Source organism: Pseudomonas sp. BP01 (assembly GCF_022760795.1).
GTDB lineage: Bacteria > Pseudomonadota > Gammaproteobacteria > Pseudomonadales > Pseudomonadaceae > Aquipseudomonas > Aquipseudomonas putida_Q.
Window position 1 is genome coordinate 44701 of record NZ_JAFBKA010000020.1, and the last position, 19383, is coordinate 64083.

The window sequence follows — 19383 nt, forward strand, 5'->3', positions numbered from 1 at the left end:
GTCGCTCTCGCGCCCCGCTGGCAGAGGTAAAGCCTTTACCGTGCTATCAGACGCTGATGCACAGGTATTTGATTTCGAGGTAGTCCTCGATACCGTATTTGGAACCTTCGCGGCCCAGGCCCGAAGCCTTGATGCCACCGAACGGTGCTACTTCGTTGGAAATCAGGCCGGTGTTGATACCCACCATGCCGTATTCCAGGGCTTCGGCAACACGGAACACACGGCTCATGTCGCGGGCGTAGAAGTACGAAGCCAGGCCGAACTCGGTGTCGTTGGACATGGCGATGACTTCGGCTTCGTCTTTGAAGCGGAACAGCGGCGCCAGTGGGCCGAAGGTTTCTTCCTTGGCGACAGCTGCGGTCTTCGGCACGTCGACCAGGATGGTCGGCTCGAAGAAGTTGCCTTCGATCAGCTTGCCACCGGACAGCACCTTGGCGCCTTTGGAGACGGCGTCTTCGATGTGTTCCTGAACCTTGGCGACAGCTTTACCGTCGATCAACGGGCCAGTGGTGGTGCCGTCTTCCAGGCCGTTACCGATCTTCAGCTTGGCAACTGCAGCGGCCAGCTTCTGGGCGAACGCGTCGTAGACACCGTCCTGCACGTAGATACGGTTGGCGCAGACGCAGGTCTGGCCGTTGTTACGGTACTTGGAGATGATCGCGCCCTCGACCGCCTTGTCCAGGTCGGCGTCGTCGAACACGATGAACGGGGCGTTGCCACCCAGCTCCAGGGAAACCTTCTTGATGTCCTTGGCGCATTCTTGCATCAGCTGGCGACCGATTTCGGTCGAGCCGGTGAAGGACAGCTTGCGTACCAGGGAGTTGCCGGTCAGTTCGCCGCCAACTTCGCCAGCGCTGCCGGTAACGACACTCAGCACGCCAGCCGGGATACCGGCACGGTGTGCCAGCTCGACCAGGGCCAGGGCGGAGTAAGGGGTTTGCGATGCAGGCTTGAGCACCATGGTGCAGCCAGCGGCCAGGGCCGGGCCGGCTTTACGGGTGATCATGGCAGCCGGGAAGTTCCACGGGGTGATGGCCGCGGTAACGCCGATTGGCTGCTTGATGACGATCAGGCGCTTGTCTGGCTGGTGGCCCGGGATGGTGTCACCGTAGACGCGCTTGGCTTCTTCGGCGAACCACTCGATGAACGAGGCGGCATAGGCGATTTCGCCCTTGGCTTCAGCCAGTGGCTTGCCCTGCTCGGTGGTCATCAGGCGAGCCAGGTCGTCCTGGTTCTCGATCATCAGTTCGAACCAGCGACGCAGCTTGGCCGAACGCTCTTTGGCGGTCAGTGCACGCCAGGCCGGCAGGGCCTTGTCGGCGGCTTCGATGGCGCGGCGAGTTTCCGCGGTGCCCATCTTCGGCACGGTACCGATGACTTCACCGGTGGCCGGGTTGGTCACCTTGATGGTCTGGCCATTGTCCGCATCCAGCCACTCACCATTGATATAGGCTTGCTGGCGGAACAACTGAGCGTCTTTGAGCTGCATGTCGGCTTCCCGAATTGTTGATTGTTGAAAAGCGCCCAAGGCAGGGCATCGAGCGTTTGAAATCTCAAACGAATGCTAAGCGGCTGCTGGGGTGTTGGACAATAGGCTGTTCGAAAAAAAGAACGAATGGTTGAACAGCCGGGCGGAAAATTCATCATTTGGGTAGTGGCAACCGGCCTCTCCGCGGGCACGCCCGCGAAAGGGCCGTTACAGGTTAGACGAATGAACTGAAAGAAATGTGAAGGGAGGACCGACGGCCCTCCCGAAGGGGATGGATCAGAATGCCTTGGCCAGGTCGATCACCAGAGCCCGATAACCAACACTGCCCGGCTGCCGGCTGTGCACCTTCAACTCCACCAGCACCTCCTGGGTCCCGCGCCGCACCTCGTTGAGCACGGTGGTGGTCAGTTTCTCGGGGGTAAGGAAGTTCACCGAAGCCGAGTAGATGAACTGGGTGTCGGTCTCTGGCCGGTAGGCCACCACCGAGGTCACCGGGCTATACCACTCGTCGCCGCGTTCCTTGCCGTACTCCCACACCTGCTCGACGGTGCCCTTGGCTTCGTCGATGCGGTACTCCACCGCCCGGCTGTAGTTGCCGACAAGCTTGGTCGGCGCAAAGTCGCGCCCCCAGCCATTGTCGAACACGGTCAGCGTGCCTTTGCCAGTCAGCCAGGCGGTGTGCTGGGTCCACGACCAGTCGAAGTCTTCGCTCGCAACCGGTGTCAGCACTTTGTCGCGTAGGCGCTCAGGCCAGCCTTGGGGCGAGGCAAGAATCCACCTCACCTGCTTGTCGCGACCAATCTTCACCACACCCTGATGCCGTGCTGAAACGATGATGCTGTCGTCATCGGCGTCGTAATCGATGGCATTGACGTGTGCCCAGTTGCGCCCGGTGCCCACACCCGGGGTGTCGCCAAAGGGCAGGCTACCCTCGGCCAGTTCGTTGGCCAGGCGGTCGTCCTGCTTCTGCACCCCTTCGGGCAACTGGATCGCTGCCTTGCCGAGGGTTTCCAGCAAGTCGCCACGGTACGGGTCGAGGATCTGGTTGAGGTCCCAGAAGTCCAGTACATCCCCGGCTTCGCTGACCTCGATGATGTGGTCGCGAATCGAACGCACACGCGTGCCGTCGGGGCGGCGGTAGTCGCTGGTGCCCACCCGCAGCAGGTAGGTGCCGTTGGCGGTTTCGCGGATTTCGTGGGAAAAGTCGGCGAATTTGTCGGGCAGGCTGCGCTGCCAGATGCGCCGGCCCAGCAGGTCGTACTTGGAGTAGGTCTGGCCCTGGCCCCAGATCAGCTTGCCGTCGCGGGTCTGCTGGAAGCCCATGGTGCCGCCCAGGCCGTCGCGGCGGTTGGAGTCGTGGATCTGCTCGATATCCAGGTACCAGCGCACATCGCCATTGCTGTCGGCAATCCAGTTGTTGCCCACCTGGTCCCATTCCGCTGCGCCACCCAGGGCATTCCACTTGAAGGCGCGGCCGCCCGGGATGTCACCCTGCAGGTGGTTGAACAGGTACAGGCGCTTTTCAAAGCCGGGCGCCACCTTGACCGGCTGCACTTCCGGCAGCGCGGCGGTCTGCCTGGCCACCACCGGCAGGCGCACGGCCGGGGCGTAGATCTGGTACTGCTCGCGAATGCGCTCGCCGTCGAGCTTGTAGGTCACCTCGACCTGGTTGACGTAGTCCGGGTACAGCCCGAATACCGGGATCCCGCCGTAGGTCCACAACGAACGGTCAGACACGTCATAGACAATGTCCACACCGCCCTCACCACGCCCCAGCACACGCACATGCGCATCACTCAGGCTGCGCCCACCGTCGCGGATGATCGCGGTCAGCGGCGCCAAGCGGTACGGGTTGACCACCACGTCGCCGAGCAGCGCTTGGTCGCGTTCCGGGACTTTCGCGGTAAGGCAGGCGCCTTCAGGCAGTGCAGGGGTTTCGGTCTTGGCATTCATGGCAAAGCTCCTTGTGCTCAGAAGTCGTAACGGGCGGTGGCGCCGAAGGTGCGCGGGGTGCCGAGCACGCCGGCATAGCCACCGTTGGCGGAGTTCCACAGGCTGGTGAAGTAGGTTTTGTCGCCGGCGTTTTTCACCCACAGCGACAGGTCGACCACGCCGTCGCCCTGGTCCAGGCGCACACCGGCGGAAAGGTTGACCAGCGCGTAGCTGGGGATCTGGCCGAAATCGGAATCGTCGATGGTGCCCACGGCCTTCGAGCGGAAGGCGTAGCTGGCAGTGACGTAGGGCTCGACGTGCTGGGTGGCCTGCCACTTGTACTGGGTGTTGAGGTTGGCGATGTACTTGGAGGCGCCAACCACCTGGTGGCCGGAGAGGTCGCAGGTGGCGGTGGCATTGGCCAGGCTCACCTCAGGCGGGCATGGGGCATCCTTGTATTCGGTGTAGCGCACGTCGTTCCACGAGCCATTGAAGTTGACCGTGAGGCCACGGATCGGCAGCGCCGTGGCTTCGAACTCCAGGCCGCGCGAGCGCACGCTGCCAGCGTTGGCCAGGTACTGCACGCGGTTGATCTGGTCGTAGACGTTGGCCTGGTAGCCATGCACCTCGGCCCAGAACAGGTTGCTGTTGAGTTGCAAGCGACCGTCGAACAGGGTGCTTTTCAGGCCCAGTTCGGCGTTGTTGACCCGCTCGGTACCCACCAGCAGCGAATCGGTACCCAGCCGTGGTGCCGCGCCGACGGTGAGGTTGACGCCACCCGACTTCTCGCCGTGGGTCAGGGTGGCGTAGCCCAGCAGTTGTTCGTTGAAGCGGTAGCTCAGGCCCAGCAGGCCGGAAGGGCTGAAGCTGTACTGGTTGAGGTCACCCGAATCGTAGGCCCCTATCCGCGCCTGGCGCGCGGTGGCAGCAGCCCCGGTTACAGCCGCACCACCGTCAGGTGCATCGCGGGTTACCCAGGCGCTCTTTTCTTCATAGGTACCGCGCACGCCGGCGGTGAAATCCAGGCGGTCGGTGACATGCCAGGTGCCCTGGGCGAACAGCGCATAGCTGTCGGTATCGATGTGCCCGTCACCAATGGTGTTGACGTTGTTCAGCGCACCGGCCGGGGTGAGGTTCCAGACATCCGCCTGCGGCCCGTAGTAAGTGAAGGATTTGTTGTCCAGGTCCTGCTTGAAGTAGTAGGCACCCAGCACGTAGTCGAAGGCGCCACCGGTAGGCGAAGCCAGGCGGATTTCCTGCGAGTACTGCTTGTCGCGTACCGATACCCCGGCGCTATAGAACACCGGCACGTCCAGACCATCGTCGTTGCGCGGGGTGAAGTCCCACCAGCGGTAGGCAGTGATCGAAGTCAGGGTGAAATCATTGGGCAGGGTCCAGTTGGCCTCCACCGAAGTGCCGCCCTGGAACACCGTCACCTGCTGGTCGGCGTCGAAATTGACTTTGCGGTCCTTGCCCGACACCAGCGTCGCGCCCGCCTGGGCAGCCAGGCTTTCGTAGCGGTTGACGCCATTGATGGTCGGCCCGGTGCTGTACAGACTGAGGATGCCGTTATTGGAATCTTCTTCGTTGTATTCGCCAATCCAGCGCAGGTTGAACGTTTCGCTGGGCTTGAACAGCAGCTGGGTGCGAAAGCCCTGGCGCTTGCCACCGTTGAGGTCGTCACCGTTGTGGATGTTCTTCACATAGCCGTCGTCTTCGGTGCGGTAGGCACTGATGCGCCCGGCCAGGGTCTCGCTGATCGGCCCCGAGAAGCTGCCTTGGGTTTGCAGATAGCCGTCTTCGCCAATCGACTGCTGGATGCTGCCTTCGCGGTGGAAGGTGGGCTTGCGCGTGGTGATATTCAGCACGCCGGCCGTAGTGTTCTTGCCGAACAGCGTGCCCTGCGGGCCGCGCAGCACTTCCAGCTGCTCCACATCCAGCAGATCGAATACCGCCATGCCGGGGCGACCGAGGTAGACGTTGTCCAGGTAGATGCCGACGCTGCCCTCCAGGCCATCGCTGGCCGGGTTGTTGCCCAGGCCACGGATCGAGATGCTCGACTGGCGTGCATGCACGTAGGCGACGTTGGTGCTGGGCACCAGCTGTTGCAAATCCTGCACGCGGGAGATGCGCTGGGTTTCCAGGGTTTCGCTGTCCAGCACGCTGATGGGCGTGGGCACGCTTTGCGCGGTTTCTTCACGGCGGCGGGCATTGACTGTGACGGTGCCGAGCTTGGCTTCCTGCTCTACCGCTGGGGTGGCGCTGACCGGCTCTTCGGCAAAGCTGCCAGAGGACGCCGCCAGCAACACGCCAGCGGCCAAGGGTTGCAAGGTGAAACGCGACGCGCGCGCAGGCCAACTGGAAAGTCCGGACATGCAAATGCTCCTTGAGGCGTGGGCCCTGGCGAGCATTTCCGTTGGCGGAACCGAATCGCGGTCAGTCGGGCTTATATTCTTTTAAGTGATATAAATAGTTGTAATTCATATTTAGTGGAATAAGTAACACCCTTTATAAGGGGACTCACCCTTGTCAGCAATTGCATTTGACCGAAGGTTTTAATGTAAAAAATGCATATCGATCTGCGTCAGCTGCGCCACTACATCGCCCTTGTCGAGCACCGCAGTTTCGTGGCCGCTGCGGCGGCCGTGAACCTGTCGCAATCGGCCTTCAGCCGCAGCATCCAGACCCTGGAGCACAACATTGGCTGCCGCCTGGTGGACCGCGCCAGCAAGGAACTCGCGCCCACCCGCCAAGGCCTGCTGGTGCTGGAGCATTCGCGGCGGCTGGTGCATGGGGCGCACAACCTGGTCAACGAGATCCACCAGTTCAATGGCGCCACCACCGGGGTGGTGCGCTTTGGCTCCGGCCCTGCGCCAGCCGGCGGCCTGGTGCCGCGCGCGGTAGCGCGCTTCGTGGCCGAGTACCCGGCGGCGCGCACCTGCTTCCAGGTGGACAATTGGCAGGCGCTGAACCGCAAGCTGGTGGCCGAAGAGATCGAGTTCTTTGTCGCCGACACCCGCCAGTTCGAGTCTGACCCGGACTACCAGGTGCACAAGCTGACACCACAGCGCTGGCATTTCTGCTGCCGCGCCGGGCACCCGCTGACCGAGCAGGAGGCCGTGCAGGCGCGCGACCTGTTCGACTTCCCGATGGCCACTACCTTCCGCCCGCCGAACATCCGCAAGATCCTCAGCGACCTCAGCGGGCGGCAGGACTTCTTGCCAGCGGTGGAGTGCGAGCACGGGTATGCGTTGCTGAATGTGGTGATGCATTCGGACACCATCGGCATTGCCTGCAATGCCAACTTGCGGCCATATCAACGCGAGGGCGGGTTGGTGAAGTTGAAGCTGGCAGACCTGACGCCCGAGCAGGAAGAGGCGTGCCATACCCGCTATGGGGTGGTAAGCCGGGTGGGGTATGGTTTGTCGCCGTTGGCGCAGGGGCTGGTCAGGCAGTTGATTGCCTGTGATACCGGGTTGTGACGGGCGGGGGCTTCGCCGCCGAAGCGCCGGCAAGCCAGCTCCCACAAGATCACCGCTGCCTCCTGCCCTGAGTTACCTGTGAGGTACCTGTGGGAGCTGGCTTGCCGGCGAAAGGGCCGCAAAGCGGCCCCGGCAATATCAGCCTTTACGCGTAGTCCGGCTCAACTGGCCATCCACACCCACCGGCACCTCCCCCGCCAATGTCACCCGACGGACCACACGCGGCTGGGTGCCGTAATCATCCACCGCATAATGCTGCGTCGCGCGGTTATCCCAGATCGCCACGTCCCCCGCCTGCCAGCGCCAGCGCACGGTGTTTTCCAGCCGCGTCACATGCCCTTGCAGCACACCGAACAGGTGCTGCGAATCCGCCAGCGAATACCCCTTGATGCGCTTCACGAAGTGCCCCAGTTGCAGTGCCCGCTCACCACTGATCGGGTGCACACGCACTACCGGGTGCTCGGTCTCGTAAACGGTCGATGTGAACACCTTGCGATAGCGCTCCAGCTTGGCCGGGTCCACGTCGGGCTTGATGCTGGCGTAGTCGTATTCGTTGCTGTGCACCGCCCACAGCTTGTCGGCCAGCTCGCGCAGCGGCTCGGGCAGTTCCTGATAAGCCGCAGCCGTGTTGGCCCAAACGGTATCGCCACCCGAAGCCGGCGCTACCACGCTGCGCAGGATCGAGGCCTTGGGGTAGGCATCGACGAAGGTTACGTCGGTGTGCCAGGAGTTGGCCCGCTGGCCTTCGGCGCCATCGAGTTGCAGCAGGTAGCTGGTGCCATCCACCACCGGTACGGTGGGGTGGGCGACCGGCTCGCCGAGCAGTTTGGCAAAGCCTTCCTGGCTCTGGTCATCCAGGTGGGTCTGGTCGCGGAAGAAGATCACCTTGTGCTGTACCAGTGCAGCCTGGATAGCCTCGATGGTGGCAGCATCGAGGTCGGCGGACAGTTGCACACCGCGGATTTCGGCGCCGATACGGCCGGCAACCGGGTGAATGTCGAGTTCGAGCGTTTGTGGCGCGGTGGCCAGGGCGGCATTGCTCATGGTCGTGGTCCTTGCGGTCATTGTCGGGTTTTTTGAAGGTTTAGCGGGCGGCCTGCACGGCCTGTTCCTGTTTCAGCGCAGCATCGAGGAAGCGTGGCTCGACCCAGTCGGCGACCTGGAAGCCACGGCGGATCAGGCGCTCCTTGGCAGCCAGGTCCACGCCCTTCTGCAACTGGCCTACGAAGTCAGCGTCCAGGCGCGGGTCGAAGTAGTGGGCAAGGTCTTCTTTGGCCAGGTCATCGCTGAGGATGGTGCGCGGCCAGTTGGCGTTGCTGGCCACAAGATCGATATAGGCCTGGCGGTTGTGTTCATCGCGCAGCCAGGTACTGGCGTGCTCCTGGGCGTTGACCAGGCGCTGGACCAGCTCGGGGTATTTACGGATGAAATCGCCGGTACCCAGCAGCACTGCCTGGGTGCTGCCGGCGCCTTCCAGGTCACGCGAATTGACCGGTAGTTCGACCAGCCCGCGCTCTCGCAACGACAGCAGGTTCGACAAACCCCAGGTGGCGTCGATCTGTTTGGCGGCCAGCGCAGCGTTGGCGGCGTTGAAGTCCAGGTTGATCACCTTCAGCTCGCGCTCGGTCAGCCCCTGGCTGGCCAGGGCGCTGGCGAACGACAGCTGGTTGGCTGTACCGCGGAACACCGCCACACGCTTGCCCTTGAGGTCCTGCAGGGTCTTGATGCCAGAGCCGGGCACCACGCCCAGGTAACTCTTGACCCCACGCACGCCCGCCGACAACACCCGAGTGTCCAGGCCATTGGCCTTGCCGACGATCGCGGCCAGGTCGCCCAGATAGGCGAAGTCGGCCTGGCCGTTGGCCAGCGCTTCGTTCACCACAGGCCCGGCGCCCTTGAAGAAGTGCCAGTCGATGCGGATGCCGTCCTTGGCAAATTCCTTCTCTAGCAGCTCCTGGTCACGCAGCACATCGACCACCCCACCGGCGCTGGGCTTGCTGCCGGCACTGAGGTCGGGCACGGCGATGCGAATGCTTTCTGGCTTGGCGGGTTCAGCCGCGTGGGCACCGAGGGTGAAGGCCAGCCCAAGGGCGGTGATCAGGTGGCGCAACGGGGTTTTCATGGCAAGGCTCCTTGGCAGGCTGCCACCGGCGATGGCCGGCGCTTTGGCCAGAAGCTAGGCAGGTCTGGTTAGAACCTACAAAGATCAAAACTTCATTTTTTAGTAACTGAAAGGCATAAACCAAGCGCTATGCGGGCCTGCGGGGAGCTTGCGGAAAACGCATGGAAAATATGAGGAAAACGCAACGGCGGGGGGCTTCCGTATGCAGGGAACGCATGCTCTTATCTCTTGAAATTCACTTTATTGTTTTTTTAATTCCATAAGTGAATAACCTAACAACGCTTCGAGTGATGGCTGATGAATGGAGTTCTGAGCAGGAATCGGAGGTGGCTTCGGGGGCCGCTTCGCGGCCCTATCGCGACACAAGGCCGCTCCCACCTAGGCCGTGAGCGCTTGTTGCCTTGGTTGTTACCTGTGCTGATTGCGCTGCTGTGGGTGGTGGCGAGCCGGCAGCACTGGATGAGCGAGCAGATCCTGCCGGCACCGGCGCTGGTGTGGCAAAGCGCAGTGGAGTTTGGCTCCGGCGAGCTCTGGGGGCACCTGTGGATAAGCCTGCAACGGTTGTTCTGGGGGCTCGCGGCGGGCATTGCCAGCGGCCTGCTGCTAGGTGTGTGGCTGGGCGCTTCGCGCCGGGCGCAGACGCTGGTACTGCCGACCTTCGTAGCGCTGGCCCAGATCCCTACGCTGGCCTGGATTCCGTTGTTCATGCTGTTCTTCGGCATCGGCGAGCTGCTCAAGCTGGTGGTGCTGGTAAAAGCCGTGGTGGTCCCCGTTACCTTGCACACGCTGGTGGGTGTGCGCGATGCCCAGCCAAAACTGCGTGAGGCCGCTGCGGCTCTTCGCCTGCCCAGGCACCTGCTGCTCCTGCGCCTGTTACTGCCAGCTGCCCTGCCCGCCTTCCTCACGGGTGTGCGCCTGGCCCTGGCCACCGGCTGGACCTCGCTGTTGGCGGTCGAGTTGCTGGCCTCCAGCGAAGGGATCGGTTACCTGATGGTGTGGGGGCGGCAACTGTTCATGCTCGACCTGGTGATGTTGTGCATTCTGGTGATCGGCCTGGTCGGCGCGGTGCTGGAGCGCAGCTTCTCAGCCCTGGAAAAGCGCCTGCTGTATTGGCCGCAGCCGGCCACTGGCGAGCAGCAGCGCGGGCCTGTGCCACGCGGCTGGCAAAGCCTGCTGCTGCCCTTGGGGCTATTGGCGCTGTGGCAGGCCAGCAACAGCTTTGGCTGGGTTGACCCGAACATCCTCACCTCGCCACTTGAGGTACTGCGCACGCTGTTGGTCGGCCTGGCCGATGGGTCGCTGCCGCAAGCCTTGTTGCTGAGCCTGCAACGCACCCTGAGCGGCCTGTTGCTGGGCGGCGCCGCGGGCTTGCTGGGCGGATTGCTGCTGGGGCTTTCCAGCACAGCCGAACGCCTCTTCGGGCCGAGCCTGTCGGCCTTGCGCCAAGTTGCACTGTTCGCCTGGGTGCCATTGCTGACTGCGTGGTTCGGCCTGGGTGAAGGGGCCAAGCTTGTGTTCGTTGGCCTGGCCGCATTCTTCCCGCTGCTGATCGCTACCCAGCGCGGTATCGCCAGCCTTTCGCCACAACTGGGCGAAGCGGCCCGCACCCTGCGCCTGAACCTGTGGCAACGCCTGCGCCTGCTGGTGCTGCCCGGCGCGGCCCCGGCGATTTTCGCCGGCCTGCGCCTGTCGCTGATCTACGCCTGGCTGGGCACCATCGGCGCCGAATACTTCATGCCGTCGGACGGCGGCATCGCCAGCCTGATGATCGGCGCCCAGCAACTGTTCCGCATGGACCAGGTGATGGCCGCCATGGTCCTGATCGGCCTGGTGGGCGCCCTGCTCGGCACCCTTGGACAACGCCTCGAATCGCGCGCCACGCGCTGGAGAACCGCATGAACGCATTCAACACTTCGCACCTGCAGGCGGCCAACCAGCCCGACACCACCCCGCCTCTGGTCAGCTTCGAGGGGGTCGGCAAGGTGTTCAGCGTGGACGGCCAGCCGCTCGAGGCTATCCGCAACTTCAACCTGTCGATCAACGAGGGCGAGTTCATCGCCATCGTCGGGGCTTCCGGTTGCGGCAAGTCCACCCTGCTACGGCTGTTGGTGGGGCTGGATACCGAATACAGCGGCAGCATCCGCGTCGATGGCCGCGCTGTCAGCGGCATTGGTGGCGAACGCGGCATCGTGTTCCAGGAGCACCGGCTGTTCCCATGGTTGAACGTGGAACAGAACATTGCCTTGGGGCTGGTCAACGAGTCGCTCACCCAGGGTGAACGTGCCCGGCGGGTGCATGAATTCGTGCAACTGGTGGGGCTGGTCGGCTTCGAGTCGGCATATCCGCACCAGCTGTCGGGCGGCATGGCGCAGCGCGTGGCCATTGCCCGTGGCCTTGTAGCCAGCCCGCGTATCCTGCTGCTCGACGAGCCGTTCGGCGCGCTGGATGCCCTGACCCGCCAGCAACTGCAGGACGAGCTGCTGGCCATTCGCGAACGGGCAGGTATCACAACCTTGCTGGTGACCCACGATGCCGAGGAGGCGACGTACCTGGCTGATCGGGTTGTGGTGCTGGAGCCACGTCCGGGCAGGATCAAGTCGGTGGTCGAGATAGACCTGCCGCATCCACGCTTGCGCACCGGTGTTGCCCTGCATGGGCTGCGCGAGAAGGTGCTGCACCAGATCACCGGGGATGGCGGCTACCTGCCACCGCCGGTGCGACGGGTCGAAGGGCTGCGGCCGGAGCTGATTGCATTGTGAATGACCAGGTCACGCAAGTAAGCCCAAGGGTAGATCCCGCGCTCATGCCCATCGCTGAACACCAGCTGCACGCCATACCCCTGCGAGGTAATCCGCTGCACACGCACATCGTCGCGCACCAGGCTGATCCCGCCGGAGAGGCGCGCCGCACGGCATTCTGAACAAGGGCAGGCACCGCGCAAACGGGTATGGCTGAGGCTGTGTTCGCCGTCTTCCCATTGCAGCAGCAACTGCCCTGGCCCGCGCAAGTTGCGAATGGCTTGCGGGGCGTTCATCAGGCAGCCCCGCGCAGTTGCGCCAGGGCAATCCGCACCGCCTTGCGCACCTCGGGGTCGCTGTCGGCCTCGGCGGCCTGCAGCACCGGCAAGGCACGCGCCTGGCCCAGCTCGCCCAGGGCCAGCGCCGCTTCCTTGCGCAGGTTGGCAATGCCATGGCCAAGCAACGCGCCAAGCGCGTCCAGTGCAGCGGCATAGCGCAGCCGACCCAGTGAGCGCGCTGCCCGCAGGCGGACCTGCCAGAAGTCATCGGCAAGGGCATCCACCAGCGCCGGGCCTGCCTGGTCCTGACCGACTTTGCCTAACGTGGTGGCGGCTTCCTCGCGCACTTGCCAGGCCTGGTCAGTCAATGCCGCCACCAACGCAGGCAACACCGAGTTGTCCCGGGCAAGGCCCAGCGCGCCGATGGCCGCGCGGCGTACCTCGGTGTCCGGCTCGGCCTCGGCGAGCGCTGCCAACGCCCGCAACGCCGGCTGGTGCTTGAGCCAGCCAAGAATGCCCACTGCCTCACGCCGCACGGCGGGGTCGTCATCGGCCAGCGCCAGCAGCGCAGGTTCGGCAGCATCTTCCAGGCGCAGCTCGCGCAAGGCACGCAAGGCACTGGCGCGGACGAAGGCATCGGCGTGTTTGACCCACGGGAGGATCAGCTGGCCGGCCTCAAGGCTCTTGAGTTCGCTGAGGCTCTGCGCAGCTGCCAGCCGTACCGGTTCGGCGGCATCGGCCAGCGCAGCGCACAGGGCTTGCACAACTTCGGGTTCTTCCCAGGCCTCAAGCAGGCGCGCGGCCTCGGCACGCACCTCGTCGGCGGCGTCCACCAGCAGGGCATCGGTGAGCCAAGGCAAGCCATCCGGGTCTTCCAGGTCGGCCAGCTCGATCAGGGCGATGCGGCGCACGCCAGCGTCGGTGGCATCAAGGCGAGGCAACAGGGCAAGGATGTCGGGGTTGTCGGTCGTTCGGTCAGTCATAGCGCGATCCGTAGCGGTGGGTGGTCAGTGTCCGGCAGGCCCAGCGGGGTCAGGCGCGGCAGTTCGCGGCCTTCCTCGTGGCGCAGCAACGCCAGGCAGTGACGCTTGAGGTGAGTGAATTCAGGGCTGGTCAGCAGGCTGGCGCGGCGTGGGCGCGCAAAGTCCAGGCGCAGGTCTTCGATAAAGCGACCGGGGCGCGGGCTCATCACCAGGATGCGGTCGGCGAGGAACAGCGCTTCGTCGATATCGTGGGTGACGAACACCACGGTGGTGCGGATGCTGGCCCAGATATCCAGCAACAGCTCCTGCATGCGGGCACGGGTTTGCGCGTCCAGTGCGCCGAAAGGTTCGTCCATCAGCAACAGCCGTGGGCGGTTGATCAGCACCCGGGCGATTTCGGCCCGCTGCTGCATACCGCCGGACAGCTGGTTGGGCCAGCGCCTGGCAAAGTCGGCCAGCCCCACCAGCTGCAGCATTTCGCGCGCCTGCCGGTGACGTTCGGCGCGGCCCAGGCCCTGCATCTTCAGGCCGAAGGCCACGTTGTCGAGCACGCTACGCCAGGGCAGCAAGGTGTGATGCTGAAACACCATGCCCCGCTGCGGTGACGGCCCGGCAACGGGCTGGCCGTCCACGTTCAGCTGGCCGCTGCTCGGCACCAGGTGCCCGGCCAGGGCGCCGAGCAACGTCGACTTGCCACAACCGGAGGGGCCGAGGATGCAGACGAACTCGCCCGGCTCCACGGCAAAGTCCAGGCGCTGCACCGCCTCGAACGCTTCGCTGCCGTGCCCCAGGCGAATCGACAGGCCACGACCATCGATACGCCCCGGCGCCTGTTGATAACTGTTCATCAACTGGCCCTCCGCGTGCGGTACCACGGCGTGGCCAGCGCCCCCAGGCGCTTGACCAGGGCGCTGCTGCCCATGCCCAGCACGCCGATCAGCAGCATGCCGACGATGATGTCCGGGTAGTTTTGCAAGGTGTAGGACTCCCAGGTGTAGTAGCCGATGCCGAACTGCCCGGAAATCATCTCGGCAGTGACCAGGCAGAACCATGACGTACCCATGCCGATGGCAAGGCCTGTGACGATGCTCGGCAACGCCCCAGGCAACACCACCTCGCGCAGGATCGCCCAGCGCCCGGCGCCGAGGCTGCGCGCCGATGCCACCAGGCGCGGGTCGACAGCTTCAACGCCATGCACGGTGTTGAGCAGGATGGGGAACAACGCGCCGGTGAAGGTGATGAACACCATCGACAGTTCCGACGACGGGAACATCAGGATCGCCAGCGGGATCCACGCCACCGCCGGAATCGGCCGCAGCACTTCCAGCGGCGGCAGCAGGGTGTCCTCCGCCCATTTCGAGCGGCCGATCAGCAACCCCAGGGCCACGCCAACCAGTGCCGCAGTGGCATAACCGGCAAATACCCGCGACAGGCTGCTGCCCAGGTGCGCCAGCAGGGTGCTGGAGGTGAGCAACTGCCAGGCAGCGTCCAGCACCGCCTTGGGTGTGGGGACATAGGTGAACGTCAGCAGACCAAGGTCCAGTTTCACGTGTGCCGCCAGCTGCCAAAACAGCAGGCAGGCCAACAGCGACGCCAGGCGCACCGGCCAGCGCTTGAGGTTGCGGGTCATGTCGGTGCCTCCCGGTCAGCGCTGGGCGACCCGCTTCTGGTTGGCGCTGACGAAGTCCAGCGCCTCGCCACCATGGGCCTTGGCATACTGCTCGGCCTGGTCCTTGAGCAGGAACGCCGCCAGTTCGCCTTTGGCGTTGCGCACGAACCAGGCCTGGTTGGCCAGCAACTTGATGCCGCTGTCGGCGGCCTGGGCGTAGATGGCGCGGATGTCCTTACCCTCCTGCTCCAGCTGGGCCAAGGCACCAAGGGCGGCCTCCGGCGAAGCGTAGTGGCGGACCTTGTCTTCACCGCGCACCCAGATCTGCGCCAGGCGGCTGAAGTCGGTGATCGGTTTGCCGGTCAGCGCGTCATTGGCCTTGAGTGGCAGCGGGTCGTAGTCTTTCAGCGCCTTGTCGTAGTCCAGGCCAGCCTGTTTGAAGGCGGCACGGATGTACTGGTCGTCGATGAACTTGTCGGTGTCCAGGCCACGGTCGGTCTTTTTCAGCAGCTTGAGCGTATCGATGGATGTAGCCACTGCCTGGCGGTATTCAGGCTTCCAGGTCAGGTCGCGGGTCTGCAAGCCGAGCGGGCCGTGGAACAGGTAATTGACCTCGGCTTCGATCCCCGTGACCTTCTCGATCAACTCGCTGTACTTCTCAGGCTGCGCAGCGATCAGGCGGTCGGCTTCAAGGCTGGCCCGCAGGTAGGCGGTGACCACTTCCGGGTACTTCTTCGCGTAATCGGCATCGACCAGGGCACCATGGAAGGTCGGTGCGTTGGCCTGGGCGCCATCGTAGATCTTGCGGGCGAAGCCGCGGTTGGGGAACAACTCGGCGAACGGCACGAAGTCGGCGTGGGCTTCGATGCGGTTGCTGCGCAGGGCGGAGCCGGCGATTTCCGGCGCCTGGGCGATGATCCGCACATCCTTCTGCGGGTCCCAGCCCTGAGCGGCGACGGCGCGCAACAGCATGCCGTGGGCAGTGGAGGCGAACGGCACGGAAATGGTCTTGCCCTTGAGTTCAGCCAGCGACTGCACGCTGGACGCCGCGGGTACGACGATACCATTGCCGCTGCCATGCACGCTGCCCGACAGCACACTGATGAACAGGCTCCGCTTGCCGGCATCCAGGTGCGCAACCCCGTTGAACGACCCTGGGAAGTCGGCCATGGCGCCGAAGTCGAGTTTGCCGGCGACCATTTCGTTGGTCAGCGGCGCACCGCTGGTGAAGTTCTTCCACTCGACCTGGTAGGTGGCGTCCTTGTACTTGCCGTCGTGCGGCAGGTACTTGTCCAGCAGGCCCAGCTCACGGATCAGCAGGCCACCGGTGACGCAGTTGATGGTGGTGTCCTGGGTGCCGATGGCGATGCGGATGGTTTCGGCGCTGGCGTTCAGGCCAGTGAGCGCCAGCGCGAGGCCGGCCACGGTTGCAACAAGGCGCATGGGTGTTTCCCCTCGAATCATTATAAGAGTTGGCGTCGTCTCCGCCGCCCGGCTTGGGTGGTGGGAAACGAGGGGCACAGCAGGAGGGCGTCCGGTGGTTCGCCGGATGGCAGGATGAATCAGCGCAGCAGGTACGGGATGTCGACCTTCACCGCACCGGTGGGGCAGTCCTTCTCGCAGGGCATGCAGTACCAGCATTCGTCGAAGGCCATGTAGGCCTTTTGCGTGGCCGGGTTGATCGCCAGCAGGTCCATGGGGCAGACCTCGACGCACACGGTGCAGCCTTTTTCGGCGATGCATTTGTCTTCGTCGATGGTGACCGGGGCGCTGCTGCGGAAGAAGATTTCTTGCGGCTGGTAGGCCATTTTCACGGAGTCCTTGGGGCCTGTGGCCCTCGTTCTGTTTTTTGCAGAGGCTGATGGCCCCATCGCCGGCAAGCCAGCTCCTACAGGAGGGTGCAGACTTCACCGCCGATGCAGTACCTGTGGGAGCTGGCTTGCCGGCGATTGGGCTGCGAAGCGGCCCCATTCACGCTGCATCAGCCTTCACTCGCAACCGGTCATAGGCAGTCTGCTCATCGGCATCCAGGGCAATCAGGTAGGGTTCGACGGCCTTCTTGAAACTGGTCATTTCACCGTTCTCACCCTTTTTCAGGTGGCAATGGCAAAACCACTCGCCATCGTTGCGCTCAGGGAAGTCCACCCGGTGGTGGTACAGCCCCCAGCGGCTTTCCTCGCGGAACAGCGAGGCGCGCGCCGCCATCTCGGCGCAGTCGCGAATCACCGACACTTCCATCGCACGCATCAGTTCATGGGGGTTGCTGGCCTTCATCTGCTCAAGGTCACGCTCAATCTCGGCAAAGCGCGCCAGGCCGATCTCCATCTTCTTGGTCACCTTCGGCGGCTGCAGGTAGTCGTTGACCATGCGCCTGAGCTTGTACTCAACCTGGGCTGGCGGCAGGCCATGCTCACGCTGCAGCGGGGCAAACACCCGCGCGCGCTCGCGTTCGACCTGTTCGGCATCGACCTCGGCGAGTTCGCGCCCGGCCACGTAATGCGCGGCGTTCACACCGGCAAACCAGCCATAGGTAAAGGCGCCCAGCATGTAGTTGTGCGGCACCGCAGCCATGTCGCCCGCGGCATACAGCCCTTTGACGCTGGTTTCGGCCTTTTCGTTGACCCACACGCCCGACGCCGAATGCCCGGAGCAGAAACCGATCTCGGAGATATGCATCTCGACCATGTGCTGGCGGTAGTCGGTGCCACGCCCTGCGTGAAACTGGCCACGGCTGGGGCGCTCGTTGCTGTGCAGGATCTCTTCGATGTTCTGGATGGTCTCTTCGGCCAGGTGGTCCAGTTTGAGGAACACCGGGCCATTGCCGCCTTCGAGCTCCTGATGGAACTCCCACATCATCTGGCCGCTCCAGTAGTCGCACTCGATGAATCGCTCACCCTTGCTGTTGGCGGTGTACCCACCCAGCGGGCCGGTGACGTAGGCACAGGCCGGACCGTTGTAGTCCTTGATCAGCGGGTTGATCTGGAAGCACTCGAGGTTGGCCAGCTCGGCGCCTGCATGGTAGGCCATTGCGTAGCCGTCACCGGCGTTGGTCGGGTTCTCGTAGGTACCCATCAAATAACCCGACGACGGCAGGCCCAGGCGCCCGGCGGCGCCGCAGGCAAGGATCACCGCCTTGGCCCGCACCACCCGAAACTCGCCGCTGCGGCAGTCGAAGCCCAACACACCCGCGGCGGCGCCTTCGCCATCGAGCAGCACACGGGTGCAGACCATGCGGTTGCTGATCTCCACCCGGGCACGCTTGAGCTGGCGGTACAACACCTTCTTGATGTCGTGGCCTTCGGGCATGGGCAGCACGTAGGCGCCCATGTGGTGAACCTTCTTCACCGCGTAGTCGCCGGTCTCGTCCTTCTCGAACTTCACGCCCCAGCGGTCGAGTTGCTCGATGGTTTCAAAACTGTGGGTTGCGTAGGCATGCACCGTGGCCTGGTTGACGATGCCGTCATTGGCCACGGTGATTTCCTTGGTGTACTGCTCGGGGGTGGCGTGGCCGGGGATGATGGCGTTGTTCAAGCCGTCCATGCCCATGCTGATGGCACCGCTGCGCTTGACGTTGGCCTTGTCCAGCAGCAGCACGCGCAGGCTTTTGTCCTGCTCCTTGGCCTTGATCGCCGCCATCGGCCCGGCGGTGCCGCCACCGATGACGATGATGTCGTAGTCCTGGGTCTGGATGCTCATGCCTTGCCCCCTTTCTGGCGATCAATGCGCAGGCGGTACTGGAAGGCATCGCCGCGGTAGTAAAGGTGTTCGAAGTCCAGCGGCGTGCCGTCGGCAGCATGGGTCAGGCGCTCGATTCGCATGATCGGCGAGCCTTCTTCAACATCCAGGGCCTGGGTCAGGTCGCTGTCGGCCAGTACCGCATCGATGGCCAGGTCGGCGTGGCCAAGGGCGATGCCGCAGTCGTTCTCCAGCAGCAGGAAGATGTCGCGGGTGACCAGGTCGGCCTTCTCCAGTTTTTCGCCGACGGCCTTGGGCAGCCAGGTCAGCTCAAGCGATACCGGCTCGCGGTTGATCAGCCGCACCCGGCGGATCTCGGTCACCAGGCTGCCCTCCTCGACCTGTAGCCGCGCGGCCACCAACGCATTGGCCGGGACATGGCGGAAGCTGCGCAGGCGGTTGATCACTTCGTAGCCCATCTGCGTCATCGACTCACCCAGGCCCTGCAGGGTACTGACGTTCTGGAACGCCTTGGGCTTGGCGACGAAAGTGCCTTTGCCGTGAATCTTGAAGATCAACCCTTCCTTCTGCAGGTCGCCCAGCGCCTGGCGCACGGTGATGCGGCTGACGTCGAAGGCCTTGCCCAGTTCGCTTTCAGACGGCATGCAGCTGTGCGGTGGATACGTGCCGTCGAGGATGCGCTCGCGCAGCAAGTCCTTGAGCTGGGTGTAGAGCGGTACCGGGGACAGGGGGAGCAGTTCGGCCATGGGATCTCTTCGCTGATCGATGACTTGTTATAACAAGTTGTGACCAGAGGATAGAGGGCATAAGAAGGGTGTGGGAAATATTGATATCGCATATGGATAGATAAATTTGCGCAGGCCAGCGGCCCGCAAACGCCGCCTGCGCAAAAAGAGGAAAAAGGCCACAGATCAAGGCGATGGACGTCAACGACACAGATGGGTATCATGCGTGCGCGTTGCACTCGTAGCTCAGCTGGATAGAGTACTGCCCTCCGAAGGCAGGGGTCGTGGGTTCGAATCCCGCCGAGTGCGCCATATCAAAAAAGCCCTGG

16 protein-coding genes and 1 tRNA gene are annotated in these 19383 nt (G+C 63.9%); 4 read left to right on the forward strand and 13 right to left on the reverse strand.

The window, feature by feature from the left end; translation table 11 throughout:
• Positions 1 to 46: 46 nt before the first annotated feature.
• The 3 genes from gabD to JOY50_RS18525 all read right to left on the reverse strand — a co-directional run bounded on the left by gabD (position 47) and on the right by JOY50_RS18525 (position 5796).
• Positions 47 to 1489 (reverse strand): NADP-dependent succinate-semialdehyde dehydrogenase, encoded by a 1443-nt coding sequence (gene gabD / locus JOY50_RS18515; RefSeq protein WP_016484375.1) that lies wholly within the window; start codon positions 1487 to 1489, stop codon positions 47 to 49.
• A 276-nt stretch (positions 1490 to 1765) separates the two neighbouring features.
• Positions 1766 to 3442, reverse strand: a complete 1677-nt coding sequence (locus tag JOY50_RS18520; RefSeq protein ID WP_132842756.1) for an aryl-sulfate sulfotransferase — start codon at positions 3440 to 3442, stop codon at positions 1766 to 1768.
• A 17-nt stretch (positions 3443 to 3459) separates the two neighbouring features.
• Positions 3460 to 5796, reverse strand: coding sequence for a TonB-dependent receptor (locus JOY50_RS18525; RefSeq protein WP_243055613.1), 2337 nt, complete (start codon positions 5794 to 5796; stop codon positions 3460 to 3462).
• Between the two features lie 192 nt (positions 5797 to 5988).
• Here JOY50_RS18525 and JOY50_RS18530 point away from each other — a divergent pair, with 192 nt between their 5' ends.
• The gene (locus tag JOY50_RS18530) at positions 5989 to 6903 is read left to right on the forward strand and encodes a LysR family transcriptional regulator (protein ID WP_019471769.1); all 915 of its coding nucleotides are present in this window, start codon (positions 5989 to 5991) and stop codon (positions 6901 to 6903) included.
• A gap of 138 nt (positions 6904 to 7041) precedes the next feature.
• Here JOY50_RS18530 and JOY50_RS18535 read toward each other — a convergent pair whose 3' ends face one another.
• Both JOY50_RS18535 and JOY50_RS18540 read right to left on the reverse strand, forming a co-directional pair.
• Positions 7042 to 7947, reverse strand: coding sequence for a TauD/TfdA family dioxygenase (locus JOY50_RS18535; RefSeq protein ID WP_138736455.1), 906 nt, complete (start codon positions 7945 to 7947; stop codon positions 7042 to 7044).
• 40 nt (positions 7948 to 7987) lie between these two features.
• On the reverse strand, positions 7988 to 9025 hold the full coding sequence (locus JOY50_RS18540) for an ABC transporter substrate-binding protein (RefSeq protein WP_243055614.1): 1038 nt from the start codon (positions 9023 to 9025) through the stop codon (positions 7988 to 7990).
• A 297-nt stretch (positions 9026 to 9322) separates the two neighbouring features.
• On the opposite strand from JOY50_RS18540, the gene JOY50_RS18545 reads away from it, so the two are divergent.
• Both JOY50_RS18545 and JOY50_RS18550 read left to right on the forward strand, forming a co-directional pair.
• A complete protein-coding gene (locus tag JOY50_RS18545) occupies positions 9323 to 10924 on the forward strand; it encodes an ABC transporter permease (RefSeq protein WP_238342092.1) in 1602 nt (533 codons plus the stop codon).
• Positions 10921 to 11784: an ABC transporter ATP-binding protein gene (locus tag JOY50_RS18550; protein WP_132842747.1), complete on the forward strand. Its 864-nt coding sequence runs from the start codon at positions 10921 to 10923 to the stop codon at positions 11782 to 11784. Before JOY50_RS18545 ends, JOY50_RS18550 begins: the two co-directional genes overlap by 4 nt.
• Here JOY50_RS18550 and JOY50_RS18555 read toward each other — a convergent pair.
• The 8 genes from JOY50_RS18555 to JOY50_RS18590 all read right to left on the reverse strand — a co-directional run bounded on the left by JOY50_RS18555 (position 11724) and on the right by JOY50_RS18590 (position 19075).
• Positions 11724 to 12059, reverse strand: a complete 336-nt coding sequence (locus tag JOY50_RS18555) for a gamma-butyrobetaine hydroxylase-like domain-containing protein (protein WP_132842745.1) — start codon at positions 12057 to 12059, stop codon at positions 11724 to 11726. The genes JOY50_RS18550 and JOY50_RS18555 overlap by 61 nt on opposite strands.
• Positions 12059 to 13024, reverse strand: coding sequence for a HEAT repeat domain-containing protein (locus tag JOY50_RS18560; RefSeq protein ID WP_132842743.1), 966 nt, complete (start codon positions 13022 to 13024; stop codon positions 12059 to 12061). The genes JOY50_RS18555 and JOY50_RS18560 overlap by 1 nt, the downstream gene beginning before the upstream one ends.
• Entirely contained in the window at positions 13021 to 13872 is an 852-nt protein-coding gene (locus JOY50_RS18565; protein ID WP_132842740.1) for an ABC transporter ATP-binding protein, read from the reverse strand. The genes JOY50_RS18560 and JOY50_RS18565 overlap by 4 nt, the downstream gene beginning before the upstream one ends.
• Positions 13872 to 14654, reverse strand: coding sequence for an ABC transporter permease (locus JOY50_RS18570; RefSeq protein WP_138736452.1), 783 nt, complete (start codon positions 14652 to 14654; stop codon positions 13872 to 13874). The genes JOY50_RS18565 and JOY50_RS18570 overlap by 1 nt, the downstream gene beginning before the upstream one ends.
• Before the next feature lie 15 nt (positions 14655 to 14669).
• Entirely contained in the window at positions 14670 to 16076 is a 1407-nt protein-coding gene (locus JOY50_RS18575) for an ABC transporter substrate-binding protein (protein ID WP_138736451.1), read from the reverse strand.
• A gap of 119 nt (positions 16077 to 16195) precedes the next feature.
• Positions 16196 to 16441, reverse strand: a complete 246-nt coding sequence (locus JOY50_RS18580; RefSeq protein WP_008096634.1) for a ferredoxin family protein — start codon at positions 16439 to 16441, stop codon at positions 16196 to 16198.
• A gap of 163 nt (positions 16442 to 16604) precedes the next feature.
• Positions 16605 to 18329 (reverse strand): fumarate reductase/succinate dehydrogenase flavoprotein subunit, encoded by a 1725-nt coding sequence (locus JOY50_RS18585; protein ID WP_132842736.1) that lies wholly within the window; start codon positions 18327 to 18329, stop codon positions 16605 to 16607.
• Positions 18326 to 19075, reverse strand: a complete 750-nt coding sequence (locus tag JOY50_RS18590; RefSeq protein WP_243055615.1) for a GntR family transcriptional regulator — start codon at positions 19073 to 19075, stop codon at positions 18326 to 18328. Before JOY50_RS18590 ends, JOY50_RS18585 begins: the two co-directional genes overlap by 4 nt.
• 214 nt (positions 19076 to 19289) lie before the next feature.
• Between JOY50_RS18590 and JOY50_RS18595 the strand changes: the two genes are divergently transcribed.
• Positions 19290 to 19366, forward strand: a tRNA-Arg gene (locus tag JOY50_RS18595).
• Positions 19367 to 19383 lie beyond the last annotated feature (17 nt).